Source organism: Metabacillus sp. KUDC1714 (genome assembly GCF_014217835.1).
GTDB classification, from domain to species: Bacteria; Bacillota; Bacilli; order Bacillales; family Bacillaceae; genus Metabacillus; species Metabacillus rhizosphaerae.
In genome coordinates, this window is the sequence record NZ_CP055263.1 from 1,226,237 (window position 1) to 1,246,605 (window position 20,369).

Annotated in this window: 21 protein-coding genes, 1 tRNA gene and 1 riboswitch; of the genes, 2 read left to right on the plus strand and 20 right to left on the minus strand. The window is 37.3% G+C overall.

The annotated features are described in order from the left end of the window. A riboswitch (cyclic di-GMP riboswitch) is annotated at window positions 1-88 on the minus strand. Between the two features lie 224 nt (window positions 89-312). Together HUW50_RS05940 and HUW50_RS05945 are read right to left on the minus strand one after the other, a co-directional pair. Further along, window positions 313-561 carry a hypothetical protein gene (locus HUW50_RS05940; protein ID WP_066329195.1) on the minus strand — a complete coding sequence of 83 codons (249 nt, stop codon included), beginning with the start codon at window positions 559-561 and terminating at the stop codon, window positions 313-315. 143 nt (window positions 562-704) lie between these two features. Further along, a tRNA-Arg gene (locus HUW50_RS05945) sits at window positions 705-780 on the minus strand. A gap of 367 nt (window positions 781-1,147) precedes the next feature. On the opposite strand from HUW50_RS05945, the gene clpP reads away from it, so the two are divergent. Continuing rightward, on the plus strand, window positions 1,148-1,744 hold the full coding sequence (clpP, locus tag HUW50_RS05950) for an ATP-dependent Clp endopeptidase proteolytic subunit ClpP (RefSeq protein ID WP_066329197.1): 597 nt from the start codon (window positions 1,148-1,150) through the stop codon (window positions 1,742-1,744). Between the two features lie 110 nt (window positions 1,745-1,854). Here clpP and HUW50_RS05955 read toward each other — a convergent pair whose 3' ends face one another. The 13 genes from HUW50_RS05955 to HUW50_RS06015 form a co-directional block, all read right to left on the minus strand. Further along, complete coding sequence (locus HUW50_RS05955; protein WP_066329198.1) at window positions 1,855-2,112, minus strand: HPr family phosphocarrier protein; 258 nt, start codon at window positions 2,110-2,112, stop codon at window positions 1,855-1,857. A 31-nt stretch (window positions 2,113-2,143) separates the two neighbouring features. Further along, a complete protein-coding gene (gene whiA, locus HUW50_RS05960; RefSeq protein ID WP_066329200.1) occupies window positions 2,144-3,094 on the minus strand; it encodes a DNA-binding protein WhiA in 951 nt (316 codons plus the stop codon). A gap of 29 nt (window positions 3,095-3,123) precedes the next feature. Beyond that, window positions 3,124-4,092 (minus strand): gluconeogenesis factor YvcK family protein, encoded by a 969-nt coding sequence (locus HUW50_RS05965; RefSeq protein ID WP_066329204.1) that lies wholly within the window; start codon window positions 4,090-4,092, stop codon window positions 3,124-3,126. A gap of 3 nt (window positions 4,093-4,095) precedes the next feature. Further along, window positions 4,096-5,001 (minus strand): RNase adapter RapZ, encoded by a 906-nt coding sequence (gene rapZ / locus HUW50_RS05970; protein ID WP_083964509.1) that lies wholly within the window; start codon window positions 4,999-5,001, stop codon window positions 4,096-4,098. A gap of 117 nt (window positions 5,002-5,118) precedes the next feature. Further along, window positions 5,119-5,577 carry an 8-oxo-dGTP diphosphatase gene (locus HUW50_RS05975; RefSeq protein WP_066329206.1) on the minus strand — a complete coding sequence of 153 codons (459 nt, stop codon included), beginning with the start codon at window positions 5,575-5,577 and terminating at the stop codon, window positions 5,119-5,121. 974 nt (window positions 5,578-6,551) lie between these two features. Continuing rightward, window positions 6,552-7,502 carry a thioredoxin-disulfide reductase gene (gene trxB / locus HUW50_RS05980; RefSeq protein WP_185653772.1) on the minus strand — a complete coding sequence of 317 codons (951 nt, stop codon included), beginning with the start codon at window positions 7,500-7,502 and terminating at the stop codon, window positions 6,552-6,554. 271 nt (window positions 7,503-7,773) lie between these two features. Next, window positions 7,774-9,228, minus strand: a complete 1,455-nt coding sequence (locus HUW50_RS05985; RefSeq protein WP_066329210.1) for a tetratricopeptide repeat protein — start codon at window positions 9,226-9,228, stop codon at window positions 7,774-7,776. 248 nt (window positions 9,229-9,476) lie between these two features. After that, window positions 9,477-10,802, minus strand: a complete 1,326-nt coding sequence (locus tag HUW50_RS05990) for a GntT/GntP/DsdX family permease (protein ID WP_185653773.1) — start codon at window positions 10,800-10,802, stop codon at window positions 9,477-9,479. A gap of 139 nt (window positions 10,803-10,941) precedes the next feature. Beyond that, window positions 10,942-11,958 (minus strand): sugar kinase, encoded by a 1,017-nt coding sequence (locus HUW50_RS05995; RefSeq protein WP_185653774.1) that lies wholly within the window; start codon window positions 11,956-11,958, stop codon window positions 10,942-10,944. After that, window positions 11,951-12,706, minus strand: a complete 756-nt coding sequence (gene dagF, locus HUW50_RS06000) for a 2-dehydro-3-deoxy-phosphogluconate aldolase (protein WP_185653775.1) — start codon at window positions 12,704-12,706, stop codon at window positions 11,951-11,953. Before dagF ends, HUW50_RS05995 begins: the two co-directional genes overlap by 8 nt. A 1-nt stretch (window position 12,707) precedes the next feature. Continuing rightward, window positions 12,708-13,814 (minus strand): DgaE family pyridoxal phosphate-dependent ammonia lyase, encoded by a 1,107-nt coding sequence (locus HUW50_RS06005; protein ID WP_185653776.1) that lies wholly within the window; start codon window positions 13,812-13,814, stop codon window positions 12,708-12,710. Further along, complete coding sequence (locus HUW50_RS06010; RefSeq protein WP_185653777.1) at window positions 13,792-14,889, minus strand: amidohydrolase/deacetylase family metallohydrolase; 1,098 nt, start codon at window positions 14,887-14,889, stop codon at window positions 13,792-13,794. The genes HUW50_RS06005 and HUW50_RS06010 overlap by 23 nt, the downstream gene beginning before the upstream one ends. Before the next feature lie 292 nt (window positions 14,890-15,181). Then, the gene (locus tag HUW50_RS06015) at window positions 15,182-15,892 is read right to left on the minus strand and encodes a GntR family transcriptional regulator (RefSeq protein ID WP_066329231.1); all 711 of its coding nucleotides are present in this window, start codon (window positions 15,890-15,892) and stop codon (window positions 15,182-15,184) included. Between the two features lie 405 nt (window positions 15,893-16,297). Here HUW50_RS06015 and HUW50_RS06020 point away from each other — a divergent pair, with 405 nt between their 5' ends. Further along, complete coding sequence (locus tag HUW50_RS06020; protein WP_066329236.1) at window positions 16,298-16,783, plus strand: hypothetical protein; 486 nt, start codon at window positions 16,298-16,300, stop codon at window positions 16,781-16,783. A 247-nt stretch (window positions 16,784-17,030) separates the two neighbouring features. On the opposite strand, the gene hisIE is transcribed toward HUW50_RS06020, so the two are convergent. From hisIE to hisB, 5 genes are read right to left on the minus strand one after another with little or no spacing between them, the layout of a single operon-like run. Next, on the minus strand, window positions 17,031-17,660 hold the full coding sequence (gene hisIE / locus HUW50_RS06025) for a bifunctional phosphoribosyl-AMP cyclohydrolase/phosphoribosyl-ATP diphosphatase HisIE (RefSeq protein WP_066329239.1): 630 nt from the start codon (window positions 17,658-17,660) through the stop codon (window positions 17,031-17,033). Then, window positions 17,657-18,415, minus strand: coding sequence for an imidazole glycerol phosphate synthase subunit HisF (gene hisF, locus HUW50_RS06030; RefSeq protein WP_066329241.1), 759 nt, complete (start codon window positions 18,413-18,415; stop codon window positions 17,657-17,659). Before hisF ends, hisIE begins: the two co-directional genes overlap by 4 nt. Beyond that, window positions 18,412-19,149: a 1-(5-phosphoribosyl)-5-[(5-phosphoribosylamino)methylideneamino]imidazole-4-carboxamide isomerase gene (gene hisA / locus HUW50_RS06035; protein WP_066329243.1), complete on the minus strand. Its 738-nt coding sequence runs from the start codon at window positions 19,147-19,149 to the stop codon at window positions 18,412-18,414. The genes hisF and hisA overlap by 4 nt, the downstream gene beginning before the upstream one ends. A gap of 2 nt (window positions 19,150-19,151) precedes the next feature. Further along, window positions 19,152-19,775, minus strand: coding sequence for an imidazole glycerol phosphate synthase subunit HisH (hisH, locus tag HUW50_RS06040; RefSeq protein ID WP_066329245.1), 624 nt, complete (start codon window positions 19,773-19,775; stop codon window positions 19,152-19,154). A gap of 1 nt (window position 19,776) precedes the next feature. Then, window positions 19,777-20,367 (minus strand): imidazoleglycerol-phosphate dehydratase HisB, encoded by a 591-nt coding sequence (gene hisB, locus HUW50_RS06045; protein WP_066329247.1) that lies wholly within the window; start codon window positions 20,365-20,367, stop codon window positions 19,777-19,779. Window positions 20,368-20,369: the final 2 nt, after the last annotated feature.

Consider the following 20,369-nt stretch of genomic DNA (forward strand, 5'->3'; position numbering starts at 1 on the left):
TAGTTCACCTCAAGTAAAGTAAAAAGAAATTCTCCTTAGGTCCGTAGCTTTGCGTCACCAACTTTCGCTGGGTTTGCCATTATCGAAGATTATATTACTTTTATCGTCATTTAATCCTGATTTTAGATGGTAAATTTCACAAAAAAATTTTTATATTCCTGAAAGTTAAAATTTAGACACTTAAGTGGTTAAACTGAAACATGTGTACTAAAAAATCGAAGGGATCCTATCAAAGGATCCCACCGTTAGGTTTGACGTTCTAAAGTGCAATAAAGCTTAAATATAACTCATACATACTTGATAAGCTTTTTGTTAATTATATTCACCTTCATTGTACTTGGTTATTAAATAGGTAGTAACAAATACACGGCAATCTGGAGATAGCGAGCTGTTTAAAGGATGAATAATATCCCCAAAAGGTTCACCATTCAAGAATTTTATGACACCTTTAAATTCAGAACCTAATATCGCATCATAGCCTTTCACTTCTACAAAACACTTATTATCATCAATTCTCTTATAATCAACTGTTGTGACTGAATGAGGTTGTTCTTTATGCATTTTTATTCCTCCTCTATTGTTAAAAGGATAAAGAAAAGGTTTCTAAATTTAGATAAACTAAAATAATAAACAAGAAACTTGTCCATAAAAAATAACAAGGACCTGAGATTCACTCAAACCCTTGCTATCCTTAACATCTATGACGCGCTCGGAGGGATTCGAACCCCCGGCAGACGTGGTACCGGAAACCACCGCTCTATCCGACTGAGCTACGAGCGCAAAATATTCATACATCAGTAACGAAAATTATACGTGAACTTTACAATAATTTCAACTGTCTTTTTATAGCAAACACTATATTCTATTCCTAATCCAATTTCGACTATTTATACCGTTTGAAATGCAATAAATGTGGGAAACATGATAAACATGTTATGATTAACAAATACATAGTATAGTATAAATAAGGTCAATAAGGATCTTTGACCTTTTCGTTTGACCTTTATTGACCTTAGTTGTATGATGGAAATACATAAAGTAATACAACTGCTAGATGCATGTTTAGTATTATGTTCTAAAGGATTACATACTGGTATAAGTTTATCCTTTAGTGCAATCTTTCTTATTACGAAGGAGGAATAGAATAATGAATTTAATCCCTACAGTTATTGAACAAACAAATCGTGGTGAGCGTGCTTACGACATTTACTCTCGTCTATTGAAAGACCGCATTATTATGCTTGGAAGTGGAATTGACGATAACGTAGCAAACTCAATCGTATCTCAGCTATTATTTTTAGAAGCAGAGGATCCAGAAAAGGATATTTCCATTTATATTAACTCACCTGGTGGATCAATCACTGCTGGTATGGCGATTTATGACACGATGCAATTTATTAAACCACAAGTTTCAACAATTTGTATCGGTATGGCCGCTTCAATGGGTGCATTCTTACTTGCAGCTGGTGAAAAGGGTAAACGTTATGCACTTCCTAACAGTGAAGTAATGATTCACCAACCACTTGGCGGAGCACAAGGTCAGGCAACAGAAATTGAAATTGCTGCAAAGCGTATTCTTTTCTTGCGTGACAAATTAAACAAAATTCTTTCAGACCGTACTGGTCAGTCCTTAGATGTCATTGAGCGTGATACAGAGCGTGATAATTTCATGACTGCTAGTCGAGCTCTAGAGTATGGTTTAATTGATAAAGTATTAGACCGTAGCCCAATTGGCGAAAAGTAATATATAGTAAAAAGCTTACCATTGAAGGTAAGCTTTTTTCTTTTCTGTTATTTAAATAGGGTAAAAAATAGCACACCGTCTCTATTTCCTGAGCGGTGTGCTGCCTTTTGTTATCCTTCTTGCTGTACATAGTTAGCTAATGTATCTACTGCTTCTTCTTCGTCATTACCTTCTGCAATTAGTGTTATGATAGATCCTGAACTTATTGCTAAACTCATAAGCCCCATAATGCTTTTAGCATTTACCTTTTTTCCGTCTTTCTCTAAGAAAACATCTGATGCAAACCGGTTTGCTTCTTGAACAAATAGTGCTGCTGGACGAGCTTGTAAACCAGTTTTCAGGTGAACTTCAACTTTTTTTTCAACCATAGTTATCTCCTCTTCTCTTTTAATTAATTTATTATTTTAATGATAGCGGTTGGCCTGTTCGTAGTTGTTCTGCAATTTGGTCTAATTTTCGTAAGCGATGGTTTATACCAGATTTGCTAATTGTTCCGCTTGTTACCATTTCACCCAGTTCTTTTAATGTAACATCCTGATATTCGACTCGTAGCTTTGCAATTTCTCGAAGTTTATCGGGTAATGCATCTAGCCCAATTTTATTATCGATGAATCGAATATTTTCAACCTGTCTTAGTGCAGCACCAATCGTTTTGTTCAAATTGGCTGTTTCACAATTCACTAGACGATTAACAGAATTCCTCATATCTCGGACAATTCTTACATCCTCAAAACGAAGTAATGCTTGATGGGCACCGATTATATTAAGAAGCTCGGTAATTTTTTCTGCTTCTTTTAAATACGTAATGAAGCCCTTTTTTCGTTCTAACGTCTTGCTGTTTAAATCAAATGTATTCATTAACTCGCAAAGAGAATCATTATGCTCTTTGTAAAGAGAGAAAATTTCGAGATGATAAGAGGAAGTTTCAGGATTGTTAACAGAGCCTCCTGCAAGAAATGCTCCACGAATATAAGAGCGTTTGCAACATTTCTTTTTCACCAGTGAGCTTGATATATTCCTTACAAAGGTAAAATCTTCCTCTAAAATATTTAAATCCTCTAAGATAGCCTTTGCCTTTTCAGCTAGGCGAACAATATAGACATTGTTCTTTTTCAATCGCATTTTTTTACGTACTAGTAATTCCACTGTGATATCATATTGCTTTTTTAATAATATATAGATACGCCTTGCAATAGCTGCATTTTCTGTTTGAATATCAACCATAATCACTCGGTTTGAAAATGAAAGGGATCCATTCATTCTAATAAGTGCAGATAGCTCTGCTTTTAGGCAGCAAGGCTTTAGTTCTAAGTTTGTTAGTTCCTTTTTTGTTTCAGATGCAAATGACAACCTCTGCACCCCCATTCTAAGACATGCACTTATGTCATTTCTTGCTGAAGGATTCCATAAAGTAGCTTTGCCACTTTATTTGTATCATGTCTAATAACACTATTTTCGTAACTTACAATTTTATCTGTGATGACCTCAAGGCCTAATGATTTTAATGCCTCGATATCAAAATGTACTGGCTTTGCAAGCTCCTCTTCATATAACGATTTGATATGATCAGGAATTTCTTCTTCATTAACAAGAATGGTATTCATAAATGTGCATCTCATATGATCATATAATGCTTTAACATGATCACTTGCAGAAAAATTCAATGTTTCTCCTGCTTGTGTCATCACATTACAAATGTAAACCTTTTTTGCTTTTGCTTTACAAACCTCTTCGCCTATTTTTGGAACAAGAAGGTTAGGGAGAATACTTGTGTACAGACTTCCAGGCCCAATTATAATTAAATCCGCTTCTCTAATCACATCAATTGTTTCAGGTAACGGCTCAATATCATCAGGACTAAGAAAGACCCGCTTTATTTTCTTTCCTGAAAAAGGAATTTTGGACTCACCAGAAACAATGGTTCCATCTTCCATTTCAGCGTTTAAAATGACACTGGTATTTGCAGCAGGTAATACTTTCCCACGCACATTTAACACAGTACTCATTTCCTTTATTGCATGGACAAAGTCACCAGTAATATTTGTCATAGCAGCTAGGATAAGATTTCCTAATGAATGTCCAATTAAATTATTGCCTTTATTGAAACGATGCTGAAAAAGCTCCTCGACAAGAGGCTCAACATCTGACAAAGCTGCTAATACATTGCGAATATCACCAGGAGGAGGAATGTTTAATTCATTTCGGAGCCTGCCTGAGCTCCCGCCATCATCTGCGACTGTGACAATTGCTGTAATGTCTAAGGGGAACTGCTTTAATCCTCGTAAAAGGACTGATAAACCAGTACCCCCGCCAATGATGACAACCTTTGGCAAATGTTCATTCACCATTAATTAATGTTGCTTTCTTTTCTCAATATCCCGGTGAGAAACTTGAGTATGATAGTCATTTTTATAATGGTTTGCAATGTATTCTGCAAGTGTTACCGAGCGATGCTGTCCTCCCGTACAACCAATCGCAATGACGATTTGACTTTTACCTTCCCGTTTATAATAAGGAAGCATAAAAGTAAGCAAATCGATGAGTTTTTCTAAAAACTTTTGTGTTTCACTCCATTTTAACACATAAGAGGACACTTCTTCTTGTAATCCAGTTTTTGGTCTCATATGGTCAATATAGTGCGGGTTTGGCAAAAATCTTACGTCAAACATTAGATCAGCATCTATTGGTACACCATATTTAAATCCAAATGAAGTCACATTTACAGTAAATGTATGCTCAACACTTGAAGAAAATTGCTTCAGGATTTTTTCTCTTAAATCTCTTGGCTTCAAGTCTGAAGTATCATAGATAAGCTGTGCTCTTCCTTTAAGCTCCTCGAGAAGTTCACGTTCAAGTCCAATCCCCTCTAATGGAAGCCCTTTTGAAGCTAGCGGATGTGACCTCCGCGTTTCTTTGTATCTTGTTACTAGTGTAGCGTCTTTCGCATCAAGATATAATATTTGCGGTGTAAGCCAAGTACTTTCTGACAAATCATCAAGTGCTTGGAAAAGATGGTCGAAGAACTCCCTTCCTCGTAAATCCATAACTAATGCAACCTTATTCATCTTAGCGCCAGATTCTTTCATTAGCTCTAAAAATTTCGGCAGCAATGTAGGCGGTAAATTATCAACGCAAAAATACCCTAGATCTTCGAAACTTTGAATCGCCACAGTTTTACCCGCACCTGACATCCCTGTGATAATCACCATCTGTACTTCTTGAGTTGAAATTTGTTGTTCACTATTTTCAATCGTCATAGCCTTTTCCTCCTCTCTACTGATACCTAGCTCTATTTATTAAAATATATGGATTGTCAAAGTTCCCACATATTATTAATGTATTGAATTAAATTGTCTCATAGGAGATAGTTTAATTTATTGTGGATCTAAACGATAGGAGATTAATTCATAGTCAGGTGTGTAGGTAAAAGTTCCATATAGCATACCCGTCCCCTTAATGACATAATCCAATATGTGATGATCCCCTGGAGCCATTGGCAATTGTTGAATCGCTTCCTTCTCGTGCCACTTAATTGTTCCCTCTTCCGATTCAAGGACATTTGTACCCTGATAATCTGATGCTAAGAACGTAAACATCATCCATTCAGATACAATTTCTTTGCCGTCTTGAATTAAAAAGGTAAAAACTCCCTTTAACTGAGGGTTTTTAATGTATATGCCAGTTTCCTCGCGATATTCACGGGTTACGGTATCCTTAACAGATTCACCTAGCTCCATTTTTCCACCAGGAGCTACCCACCAGCCTCTTTTTGGTTTTTGTAGGAGAAGTACTTTGTTTCCTTCTACTAAGACGCAATTTGTAACTCGTTGCACCTTCTTCACCTCTATTTTCACATGACTTTAGAAAAGCATAAGCGAATACTCAGCTTCTTAGGGGCATTTGCATATAAGGAAGGGATTCTTTACCTTCTATTAATATGTGACCGGTCCCTAGAAAAAAAGGTTTTATTTTTCCTCTTCAGGAGTTAGACACCTATACTAAGTACAAAAGTCTAATCTTGTTTGTTACGTTCTTCACTTTCATTTATTATACTATTTTAATTTGGTCTTAACAACGAAGTCGATTGGTTGTAAATGTTGGTCTTTCTATATGTATATACGAATGAAAATCAAAACAGTTTCACTTTTTAAGGTAAAACTAACGATGTCACACAAAATTCATATTAATAGTGAATTGAACTTCATTCTAAAGAGGTAGGTAAAAATCACTGTATTACTTCTGTACTTGAAAAAATAAAACAGTTGTGAGGACAAAAAAAGGGAGCATGGGAAAGGGCGCCCATGCTCTAAAATAAGTCTATTTATAAAAGGGGGTCAATTACTAACTCAATAATAACCTATAATTGTTTCACCCATGTTACAGGAGAGTTAAAACAGAATTACGAATTTGTTAATTAGAAAAGCGAAAGCGCCTTGTTCAGCGACGTATGAACTGGAGCACTCCGTATGAGATAAAGGAAACACGAAGAGCGTCAGCGATTCGATGTTGACTTATCGCAAGGAGGAGTGTGAAGTTCACTAGTCGCTAGGCGCTGTAGCTAGACACCCAAACTAAGTATAAATATTAATACTTTCTTTACTTTTTACAAAAGCGCAAGCGCCTCGTTCAGCCTCAGGCAAATAAGACGATTTAGAATAGAAGGCGTTCTTTGCCTTCAATTCTAAATTGGCTTATGACCTCGAGGGGCTAGGCGCTGGAGCTGGATGTCGTGCGCTTATCACAGATCTAGAATTTTATAATTTCCAAAGCGACAAAACAAAAGCGCAAAAGTAAAACTAATTTTACCTTACTTAACTGCTTTTAGCTTCTCCGCTAACTCTTCTACATAATGTTGAGCACTTTGCGCTGCAATACTGCCATCACCAGTTGCTGTGACAATTTGGCGAAGCATTTTTTCACGAATATCTCCAGCTGCAAAGATCCCCTCAACCTTAGTTTCCATGCGATCATTTGTTTCAATATACCCATTCTCATTTGTGATACCAAGACTTTCAAATGGTTTTGATAAAGGAACCATTCCAATATATATGAAGACACCATCTGTTTTAAATTCTTGTTCTTCACCATTAACAGTATTGATTAATGTTACTTTCCCTACTTTACCATCTTGTTCATGAATTTCTTTCACAGTATGGTTCCAAATGAAATCTACTTTTTCGTTATCAAATGCACGTTGTTGCAGAATTTTTTGCGCTCGTAATTCTTCACGTCGATGAACGATTGTAACTTTAGAAGCAAAACGTGTTAAATACACACCTTCTTCGACAGCTGAATCTCCGCCACCAACTACAACTAGCTCTTTTCCTTTAAAGAATGCACCATCACAAACTGCACAATAAGAAACGCCACGTCCACCTAGTTCTTTTTCACCTGGTACACCAATCTTTTTATATTCTGCACCAGTAGTAATAATAACTGCGCGTGCTTTATACTCTTTTTTTCCAGCTATAACCGTTTTGTACTCTACGCCATCAATCACTTCTTTAATATCACCGTATGCATATTCAGCACCGAACTTCTTCGCATGGTCAAACATTTTCGTTGATAGCTCAGGTCCTAATATATGATCAAAGCCGGGATAGTTTTCGACTTCTTCTGTGTTTGCCATTTGCCCACCTGGCACCCCACGTTCAATCATAAGTGTTGATAAGTTTGCACGTGATGTATAAACAGCTGCAGTCATACCTGCTGGACCCGCACCTGCGATAATCACGTCATATATTTTTTCTTCTGACACGAATGTTCACTCCTAACAAGAAAGTTTACTTTGATCTGTACGATATCTTCTTCATTTTGCCCTATAAACATCGTATAAAATAATGACGATTCATGCCATTTTTTTGCTCAAACTAAGAAAAGCGCAAGCGCCTTGAACAGACCCGACAGGCATAAGACGCTCAGGAATAGAAGACGTTCTTTGTCTTCAATTCCTGAGTGGCTTATGACCCCGAGGGTCTAGGCGCTGGAGCTAGACTCCAAAACTAAGTATAAAGACTTGTCGTTAAATGCTAAATGTCAGTCATGTTCTTAATAAGCTTTACATACTTCCCAACCGAAGAAACCGATACACCATACATATTTGCTACTGTAGCTTGGCTTACTTGCTCATTACTTTGATTTTTCCATACGTAATCTAACGCTGCTGCCCAACCAAGTTGGTTTTTTAGCGAATAGTCACGTTTATATGCTTTTATAAGAATTTTAAACGAAAATAAAAATAGCTCATCATGCTCAGAGTGTACAAATAAAGAGTTTGCAATCTGATAAAAAGAGGTAATTTTATCATAAGCATTAAAATCCTTCGATAAGGATAACTTGATAAATTCTTTTTCTAATTGTGACTGTGGAACATTTGATGCTTTGTAATCATTAATTTGCTCATAATTATTCGTTTGAGCTGCAAGAAAAATAGCATACAAGCGCTCTTCTAACGTCATACTCGTTGCTCGCCCGGAAGCTCTGTCAACCTTATGATTCCATGGCTCAGAACCAGCCTTACTTTTATTTTCTTTTAACACACGCTCCCACATCTGTTCAGCAAAAGAAATATGTCCTGTAAAATAAGCTGAATAGGATAGCCAATAATAAAAGGTGTCATCACCTTCAAATCCTGACTTATGAAGAGAACGAAGCCATTTATATGCAAGTGGATAATACCCTACTAACGCGAAGGTTGCCCCTAATTTATAACGATGCTCGTAAAGAAGCGGATGAACAGTCGATAGTATTTTTGTAAGCTCTTCAACCTTTTCATCTTGGCGTTCATAAAAATAAAAAACTAATAAATTGCAGTACGCATGTAGATTACCAGGATTACGTTGAAGTACGGTTTGCAAATATTCTTTCGCTTTATCAACTTCTCCAACATAGAAATAAGCTAGCGATAAATTATTATGGGCAGACCAAAATTCAGGGTACTCCACGACAATCTCTTCAAGTAGTAAAATAGCCTCTTCAAACTGACTATTTTCTAATAGAGATTTTGCGGCATCCTGTTTTAATATCAAATCATCTGGATCCTTTAAAAACGGTTCCTCCCCATCATCTTCCATTGTAAGGAGATCAATGAGGTCTTCGTTTTCCTCTATAAATTCACCATAAGGTTCTTTGTTTGCATATTCAGTTGCACACTTATATGCTTCCTGAAATAATCCAAGATGTGCGAAATTATTTGCCATAAAATAGTGGCACTCTGTCATTTCTTTGTCAACTTCATCAAGTATATATGAAAGCAATTCATTTGATTGGCTATACTTCCCCATATCTGTATAAATCGTTGCTAATTGGGATAGCATTGTTAAATCTTTAGGATTTAACTCAACTGCCTTTTGCAAATATTTGCTTGCCTTTGGAAAGTTCTGCTCTCGATAAGCCTTCAGGCCTTTATTATAATAATATTGTCCATCTTGGAGAAACGGGACAACCTGTGCTTTTTGTTGTTGTTTGCTCAATTGTTTTCCCACTGAAATCCTCCATTTCATTCATTTCACCGTAGGTTAGTATACCATAAGATAAGTGTCGAATAATAGAGGGGATACAAAACATTCCAAAACACAGCTTTACACGGATTTTCATCGTTTACTATAGATCACTCTCCTTAATTTTGAGTGAATTCGTAAAAAATCTCAAAAGGGATTCGGAACTAGACATTCCGAACCCCATTTGTCGAGAGTTTGACTCCCTCTACAATGTGTAGAAAAGGAGATTTGTTTTAAACGAACATATCGAACAATAAAACCGTCCCAAAAGCAATAAATGAAAGCAATGTCTCCAATACCGTCCACGTTTTAAATGTTTCTTTTACTGATAAGCCCAGATATTCTTTTACCATCCAGAAACCAGCATCATTTACGTGTGAGAACATTAGCGATCCTGCACCTGTTGCGATAACGAGTAATTCTAGGTTCACACCTGACATGTGTTCAATAACTGGTGCAACAATTCCAGCTGCTGTTGTTAATGCTACTGTAGCTGAACCTGTAGCAATACGTATTAATCCTGCTACAATAAACGCCAACACAATTGGTGAGAGAGAAAAATGCTCGGACATTTGGGCAATGGATGTTCCTACGCCACTTTCAATAAGGATTTGTTTAAATCCACCGCCTGCACCAATGATTAAAATAATTGAACCAACTGGCAGCAAGCACTCTTCTGATAACTTCTGAATGAATGTTTTATCCATACCTTGACGAATGCCAAGGAAGTAAAATGCTGCGAAACAAGAAATTAAAAGTGCGATGACAGGACTTCCAATAAACAGAAAGAATTTTAGCACACCACTAGGCAGTGACAGATACGGTGCAACGACTGATAACACCATTAATAGAACTGGTAATAAGATAATGAAAAATGAAATGCCTGTGCTTGGCAATTTTTCTGACGTATTACTTACTCGAATTAACTGTGGCTCACCTTCAGGAATCACGCGATTTTTAACCCACTTTGCAAACAATGGCCCTGCAATGATGGCTGCTGGCAGAGCAATGATGAGTGAGTAGACCAAGACTTTTCCTATATTAGCATTATAGATACCTATTGCCGTCATTGCACCCGGATGTGGAGGTACAAGACCGTGAACAATAGATAACCCAGCAAGAACAGGTATGGCAATTAATAAAATGTTTTGTTTTGTCGTTCTATAAATTGAAATAACTAGTGGTAATAACATGACGATCCCTACGTCAAAAAATACTGGGATCCCAATGATAAAACCTGAGAGCAACATCGCCCAAGGCAATTTTTTTACACCAAAGATCCGAATAAAGAAATCTGCCACTTGCATTCCTGCACCTGAATCTGACATCAACTTTCCTAAAATCGTCCCTAACGCCAAGATTCCTACTAAATGACCTAGGACGCTCCCAACACCGGTTTCATATGCACTAACGATTTTATCCATCGATAAACCAGACATAATCGCTAAGAACAAACTAGCAACGGTTAAACTAATGAACGCATGCCATTTCCACCAAGCTACTCCTAAAATGACAATCACAATCGAAAGCAATGTAATTGATAATAAATATAATTCCATCGTTCTTCCCCCTTCTCCCAGTACGTAAACGTTTACAAATCCTTAGCGAGAAAAGGAGCTTTTCTCAATTCTCGTAATTTCTCTATCTATAATTCACTACACAAATAAGCATTTTTGTAAGGTACTACCTTGATCTTTACTACCTTTCTATATCGCCTACTGAGTCTGTCATCACCCGTAGAATATCACTCTCCGATGACATCGGGGTATCGCCTACTATTGTATGTGCAAGCATTCCTGCTGCTGCGGCAAATTCAACCGTTTTCTTAAGCGAAAACCCTTCCATTTCTCCATGTAAAATTCCACTTGTATAGGCATCTCCTGCACCTATTCTGTCATAGACAGAAAACGTGAGTGTTTTTGAAAATGTGAATGTTTGATTTTTGAAAATGAAACCGCGTAAAGAATGGGTATTGTCACCATTGATTGAACGATGCGTTCCAGCAATGACAGAAATATTGTATGTTTTCGCTACAGTTGGAATCAATTCCATGAGCTGCTTTCCGCGGTCTTCCTTCTCTGTTTTCATACCAAGGACAAACATTGCATCTTTTTCATTCATCATGACAATATCCGCCAAATGAAGCATTTCTTCATAATGTGGTTTTGCTTTTTCATATCCGTCTTCGCCCCAGAGGGATGGACGGTAGTTACAGTCAAAAACAACAGTACCTCCATTTTCTTTAACTGCTTTAGCGAATGTTTTCATGTGATGACGGACAGTATCATTCATCGCAAGCGTGATTCCACAAAAGTGAACAACATCCATTTTCTTTGCCATTCTATTGAAATCATACGTTCCCTCAGATGCTGTATTGAAACTGCTCTCAAGTCGATTGGAATAGGTTACCCGACTAGGTCGTACACCGAATCCATTTTCTAAAAAGTACATTCCAACGTAATTTCCGTCACGCATAATGAACGATTGTGTAACACCTAATTTTTGTAGATATGATACTGCTGCATCACCAACTGCATTCGCTGGCAATGTAGACACGAGATACCCAGTATGCCCAAAGCGTGCTAAAGCTGCGGTTACATTTACTCCCGTACCGGAGAAAGAATAGTTTAATGTGCTTGCTTGTGACAGGAGTTCATATCCTGGCACCTGCAAGCGCATCATTACTTCTCCAAATGCTGCAACATGTTTAGGCATTTTGATCAACCAATTTCTTTATCGTTTCAAGTAATTCACGTACATCTTCGACATTTGTTTTTCCTGTGTTTTTGTCAATAATCGATGAATACACGTGTGGAATAATTTGTGGCACATTCGCCTCTAATGCAATACGCAGGATGGTTTCAAAATTCTCTTTGTCGATCCCGCCTGTTGGTTCTAATGCGAATCCTTCTTCCCCGCATGCTTGTGCAACTGCACGGAACTCGTCTTCAGTGCTTAACCCTTTCATTGGGAAGTATTTCAATGCGTTACCGCCCATGTCACGTACAAGCGCAATCGCCGTTTTAATTGGTACAATCGCATGCTCGTCCTGCGCAGCGCTAACTGGTCCTGTTGAAATGTTCACATAACCTACACGTCCTGTCGGAGACACTAAACTATTAATCCAGCTCTTCTTTTCACCAAGGTTGGCACGTGTTGCTCCAACAGCAGGAAATACTTGGTTAATATGACTGCCAGGATAATGTTTCGCAATCTCTGCTACTACAGCAGCCTGGCGATTGTCACCAGCTCCTAAACCAATCGATACGGCTTCATCAATTTCTTTTCCGTAGTTTTTCATAGCTGCTACTGCTTCTTCTATCGTTGGGTAGTCTTTTGAAAGAACACCGACTAAAACAAGACCTTCAGCTGCTTCGTATACCTCTTTGGCATTCTCTACACTATTTGCTAAAACATTTAATGCGACACGGTTCTTGTAAAAACGTTTTGTAATGTTTGACATCTTATTTTCCTCCCCCTACTAGTTCACGTATCTTAGCTTCTATTACCTCAATATCATCATTTTGCAGTGGACGGGGATCGATATCGAAATAACCCTGTCTCACACCATAATCACGTGTATAGATGGCAATTTCACCTTCGCGCAGACAATAATTGACTTCTTTTGCTGTTATATGTGCTTGTTTCGGATCAATTTGAATCCTTGCACGGAATATCGCTCGACCCGCTTCATCCTGAACAATCGTCACAGTGACGCCTTCAAGTTCATTCAATGGCATTAATGATTGTAATAATTCCTTTTCTTGTTCGCTTTTATCTTCTTTTTGGCCGTATTCATCGAGAGCTTGAAGTAATCCAAATGATGTTTCTTTCCCAACCTTCATACTGCGTCCAATCCCATGTAATTGAACTTTCACCCACTCAATATAGGTTTGCTTACCACCAATAATCCCTGAAGTTGGACCTTCAATGGCCTTCGAACCGCTGTAGATTGCAAGGTCAGAGTATTTCACGTACTTTTGAATGTCTTCCTCTGCAGCAGCATCCACAATGAGTGGAACTCCGTTTCGATCAGCAATCTCCCATGCTTCCTCCACAGAAATCATATTTTTTTGAACGGCATGGTGTGATTTGACATATAGGATAGCTGCTGTGTTTTCAGAAATCGCATCCTCTATATGTTCCGCTCTTCCTTCATTAGCGTAGCCAACTTCAACAAGCTTTCCTCCGCCTAAATAGATCATCGTTTCAACAGGTGCACCGTATTGAACGTTGTGACCTTTTAGCATTATGATTTCACTTTTAGAAATATCTTCTTGATGCAGACGCAAACTTTTACGACGATTCCCCTGTGTCACAATTGCCGCAACAGAAAGTGCAATACCACTTGACGCCGAGTTGACGATCACCGCTGCCTCTGAACCTAGAATGCGTGCTACGTAATCACCTGCTTTATCTACTAAATCTGCAATCTCAACATAACTTTGTCCACCTTGCTTCATCGCATCCATAACCGTATCGGTCGGAGCTGATACACCTAAGATACTCATTCGTCCACTTGCATTAATCACACGTTTAAGACCATATTTAGCATTCAATGAATTCGCCATTTGCAACCACTCCTATTGTTTCAATTCTTCGATCCGCTACTCGCTTTTCTCCTTCGGAATCAGTTAGTGTAATCGGTTCATTTCGAACGGTAAAAAGTGTTAAATTCGCAACGTCTCCGACCTTTATCCGGCCAAGTTCAGGTTTTTTAAGCCAATTAGCTGCATTTGTTGTAACCGCTGTAATCACTTCTTCCAGCGAATATCCTAAGGAAAGAAATTTAGTCAGTACATTGGCCAAACTATATACAGGACCGTTCAATCGGTTCCCACGGTAGATATCTGTACTGATCGTATTTAAACCGATGTGATGTCGTTTGGCAGCTTCAGCAACTTTAAATGAGAAGCTCGCCGTACCATGACCAACATCCAAATGCACACCGCGTTCAATTGCTTCCTTGAACACTTGGAGAGGCTCCTCTTGTGCATCGAAAAGATTATTTTGTTTTCCATTAAGATAATGCGTAATGATATCCCCTTTTTCCAAGAGTGAAATAACCTCATCAATAGTTGGCGGTCCCGAACCGATGTGGACCATTAAGGGCAATGATGTTTCACTAGAAAGAGTACGAGCGATCCTTAATGGTTCGATACCGCTTTCACTAACAACACTTTTACTAATCCGCGCCTTTAAACCGACGATAACTTCTTTATAATCATTAACTGCTTGTACAACCTTCTCTTCATCAATCCATTCTAACTTGGATAGTTCATCCACTCTTTTTAAACCAATACGAGAAATATTTAAAAATGCATATACGTTCGTTTTAGCTTTTTTTCTACTTGCTACCAAATCTGAAATTCGATCAGCTCCGCAGCTCCCTGCATCCACGATTGTCGTTACACCTTGACTAACTCCAATTTCATCAATTTCATCACCATACGGATTAAATTCAGGAAATGCATGAACATGTAAATCAATCCAGCCACTAGATACATAAACACCTGAGTAATCTAAAACAAGCTTTCCTTGTCCATACCCAGCCTTAGTCACCTGGGTAACTTCACCAGCCTCTATGACAATATCAATCTCTTCTCCATTTACTGTCTTTACTTGGCTCAATACGAAGTCTTTCAATTCATTCACCTCTAATTTAAACGCGCTTACAATTTATATTGTAGACCTATTCCTCCCATAACATAGGTTGTGTGAGAGAAAAAATAAAATAATCATAACGTTATAATGTTTGATGATTCAATAAGGTTAAGATTGTTATAACGATAAGATAACACAGAAAATCAACAAAGTAAATATAACGTTATAATGTTTGTTAACTGAATTTACATGTAAAATATTCCATGTCCAAACCATGAATATCTGAATAACAGAAAAAAGCTAAGAACTTAATTGGGTAACTTAGCTTTTTCTCCTATACATTTAAATTCACAACATATTTATGAATATCGGTATTATAGTATCCGATTGAGTATTCGATTAATTGTTCATTGATATCATATGAAAAACGAGTTCTTTGAAATAGCGGTTTCGATTCTATATTTAGCAAGTTCGCAATTTTTTCATTTGGTGTTTCTACACCAAATTCATCTTGAAATCGATTAAAGTATACTCCCTTTTTATATAACAATTCATATAAGGAATCTTTAACTGTTTCAGGGTCTAATGAAAGTGAAAATCGATCAGGAATATAGTGTGTAAAATGAATATATGGTTGTTCATTTAACGTATAAATCCGCTCAATACAATAGCACTCTCTTTCAAAGTTTGTAGATAAAATTGGATGGTTTGAAACATCAACTTTAGAGATCGTTACGTTGCCCTTCCTTAACGTATATCCTGTCGATAATAAATATTCAGAAAATCCCTGACCCTTTGATAATTTAGAGATTGCACGATTATCCAATACTTTCGTACCAATACCGCTATGTTTTTCCACATAGCCCTCCATTGCCAATTGTTCAACAGCTTTGCGGATCGTGATTTTACTGACACCAAATTCCTTTTCTAATACGGGTTCAGGTGGGATTAACGAATTTTTTGGATATTCTCCTTTTATGATCCGTTCTTTTAATTCATTTTTTACTTGAATATAAAATGGTCCCTTATTACGTAACAATCTCATAAAGATATCTACCTTTCCAACGTTTCTAATCTTAAATCAAACAATGTTCAAATATTGTCTAAAGAAGCAACTGGTATGCTTTTCCTTTACATATGAAATTTTTGTTGTTCATAAAAGTGAACATTCATTTTTATTGTACCAGTAATTGTATAAATGTTGTATCTTTTTGAAAGTTGAAGGATTAATTGCTCTACAAAGCACCATGCATTTACATAACTAATGAGAATGGTCATTGGCTTTATTAATAATTAGGATTTGATTTGCTTTTATCTATATATTTCATTAATAATTTTAAAATTCTTTAGGAAGTACCAATGTTTTTAAGACTTATAAGCATATTTATTTTAAATTATCAAATAATAATGAATAAATTTTAGATATAACCAATCTTAAAGGAGACACACCATGGAAAAGTTTATACAAAACTTAGATTTGTCAGCAAAAGGGATATGGTTTCCTATTACTTTAGGTACTATCGCTTTGATTTACATACTTTTCATGCCAAAACGGTTAAATTGGAGAGAAATTTATCTTATCTTTGGTACGATTGGTTATGTAGCATTAATAATAGATATGTTCTTTATGTTAAATTACTTTGATATCTTTGATCTAGGCCGTGATCCAAAGCAAGAAGGAATTGGTGATTTGATAAGTTATGGTATCATCCCTTCTTGTTACGCTGTAATATTTCTTAACCATTTTAAACCAGAAAAGAAATGGTTATATGTTGCTCTTTTTACACTTTTGTCCTTTTTATCTGAATGGATGCTTGTTCAAGTTGGATACATGAAATTAAAAGGATGGCAAACTTGGTGGTCTATCCCTGTATTTATTATTGTTTTTGGTTTTTGGTTACCTTGGCATTTAAAGTTATTACGAAAAGAGTCATAAATATAGGTTATTGAAAACAAGATATTGGAAACCTGTATAAAGCATTCATTTCTTAGTTTATAAACTCAATTAAATGGTCTAAAAATGAAAAATGAGCGCTTATCCTTGTTCCAGGATAGCGCCCTTTCATTAAATAAGCTTATTTAACATACTATCTATCATTTTGATCTTTCAAACCTAAGACTGTTGTTGCATCTGAAATCAGGTATGTATTAGACCCTAAAAAGACTCTTTCTCACCAACTTCATTAGTCCTTCGCAACATGTCTCTTTTCTAACACACTTAACACCTCATCTAATGGAAGCTTTTGTTCTCTCAGCAATACCATTAAATGAAATAGCAAATCAGCTACTTCCCATTTAAGTTCTTCAGCATCTCTATTTTTTGACGCGATAATAACCTCTGATGCTTCTTCGCCAACCTTTTTCAGGATTTTATCGACACCTTCATTAAAAAGATAGGTTGTATAAGAGCCTTCAGGAAGTTCATTTTCACGTTCTGCAATAAGTTTTTCTAATGTGTTAAAAATTTGAAAGCGATCTTGAACGACTGATACTTCCTGTTTAGCAATTGTTTCACTAAAGCATGTGTATGCACCTGTATGACATGCAGGTCCAGCTGGTTGTACAAGAACTAAGATCGCATCCTGGTCACAATCATATCTCATTTCAACAACCTTTTGAATATTTCCTGATGTGCCACCTTTGTGCCAGAGCTCTTGTCTAGAACGGCTATAAAACCATGTTTCTTTCGTTTCTAACGTCTTTTTTAACGATTCCTCGTTCATGTAGGCTAAAGTTAATACTTCTTTACTTGCCGCATCCTGTACGATTGCCGGAACTAGCCCATTTTGGTCAAATTTAATCGATTCAATCATCGTACATTCACCCCCTGTTGATTTAAGTAAACTTTTACTTCTTTTACGGACGTTTCTTTATAGTGGAAAATTGATGCTGCTAGTGCTGCATCAGCTTTTCCTTCTTCAAAGGCAGCTAAAAAATGTTCTGCATTTCCTGCCCCACCTGAGGCAATCACAGGGACAGTTACTGCTTCACTTACCGCTTTATTTAATGCGAGATTAAAGCCGTTTTTCTCACCATCACTGTCCATACTTGTTAGTAGGATTTCTCCGGCACCACGTTTAACAGCTTCCTGTGCCCATTGAACAACTTCCCATTCTGTTGCATTTCTTCCACCATGGGTATAAACACGCCAGCTGCCTAATTCTTCATCATATTTCGCATCAATTGCGACAACAATACATTGAGAACCAAAGAATCCTGCTCCCTCTGTGATTAGCTCTGGATTTAGTAAAGCAGCTGTATTTAATGATACTTTATCAGCACCTGCTCGCAGTATTCTTTTCATATCTTCAAGTGAATTTATGCCGCCACCAACAGTAAATGGGATCGCAAGCTGTGCTGCTACTTGCTCAACAACATCAACCATTGTTTTCCGTCCTTCATGTGACGCAGAAATATCAAGAAAGACTAGCTCATCTGCACCCTCTTGATCATAAAACTTTGCTAGCTCAACTGGATCTCCTGCATCTCTTAATCCTAAAAATTGGATTCCCTTTACAACTCGACCTTCTTTTACATCTAAGCAAGGAATAATACGCTTTGTGATCATGATGGATTTCCTACCTTCAATGCCTCTGTTAAACTAAATTGATTCGTGTAGAGCGCCTTTCCTACAATCGCACCAGATACTCCTTCACTTTCATATTCAGAAAGTGTTTCTAAATCCTTTAACGAGCTCACACCACCAGAGGCAATGACTTGCTTATTTGTTGCCTTAGCCATTTCAACGATTGCCTCAACATTTGGTCCTGAAAGCATGCCATCTGTTGCAATATCAGTGAAGATAAATACTTCTGCACCAGCATTAGCAAGTTCTTTACCAAGGTCTGTTGCTTTTACATTTGACGTATTTAACCAACCCTCTGTAGAAACATAGCCATCCTTTGCATCAATGCCAATTGCAATCTTTTCACCATATGTAGCAAGCATCTTTTTTACGAATTCAGGATTTGATATTGCCGCACTACCAAGGATGACACGATCGACTCCATTTGATAAATAAAATTCCACATCTTCTTCCGTACGAATGCCGCCACCAATTTGAATTTTTGCTGATAGCTTTGTAGCTGCGTCAATTACATGCTGATGATTCACAAGCTTTCCCTCTTTAGCACCATCTAGATCAACCATATGGATCCAGCTTGCCCCTTGATCATCAAATTGTTTTGCCATATCAAAAGGAGAATCGCCATATACCGTTTCTTTGTCATAATCACCTTGAAGCAATCTTACGCACTTGCCACCTCGCATATCAATTGCAGGATAAATAATAAATTGGCTCATCTTCATTCTCCTTCCACGATCTTAATGTAATTTTTTAAAATGGCTAACCCAAGCTCACTACTTTTTTCTGGATGAAATTGGGTACCATACACATTTCCTTTTCCAACAACGGCTGGAACGTCAACACCATAATCAGCTGTTGCTAAAAGCGTGTCACCTTGCTCAGTATCAATGTAGTAAGAGTGAACAAAATAAGCATAGCCACTATCAATACCTTGAAGTAAAGGACTTTGATTTCGTATGTTCAAATCATTCCACCCCATATGTGGAACCTTAAGCGTGTTTCCCTCTATCGTGTCAGGAATTTTCACAACTTTACCTGGTAAAAGTGATAAACCTTTTGTTAATCCGTTTTCCTCACTCTCGTCAAACAAAAGCTGCATACCTAAGCAAATTCCTAAGAGTGGCTTGCCTTCTGCAACGATTTTTTGAATAAAGCTTGTTAAACCAGCTTCCGTTAATATCGCCATAGCATCCTTAAACGCCCCAACACCTGGGAGGATATAGCCATCCGCTTTTTCTAACACAGCTTCCTCGTGAGAAACAATATAGTCGACGTTCATTCGCTCTAGCGCTTTACTAACACTATATAAATTCCCCATTCCATAATCGATAATGGCGATCATCTTATAACATTCCTTTCGTAGAAGGAAGAACACCCTCAATGCGTGGATCAACCATCGTGGCTTCATCCAAAGCTCTTGCTAATGCTTTAAAAATTCCCTCAATCATATGGTGTGTGTTATGTCCATAATGAACGATCACATGAAGGTTCATACGTGCTTCAAGGGCAAACTTCCATAAAAATTCATGAACATTTTCTGTATCAAATGTTCCAACCTTTTGACTCGGTAACTCTCCTTTGAACTCTAAGTGTGGACGATTACTTAAATCAACTACAACCTGTGCAAGGGCCTCATCCATTGGTACAAACGCACTTCCATAGCGCTTAATTCCTCTTTTATCACCTAATGCCTCACGCAGAGCCTGACCTAAACAGATACCAATATCCTCTGTTGTATGGTGGTCATCGATTTCAATATCACCATTTGCCTCTACTGTTAAATCAAATTGCCCATGCTTTGTAAAAAGATCGAGCATGTGGTCCATAAACGGAACATCTGTCTTAAGTGAAGACTGACCTGTTCCATCTACGTTAAATGATAAGGAAATTTGTGTTTCTTTTGTATTACGCTCAACTGATGCCGTTCTTGTCATTA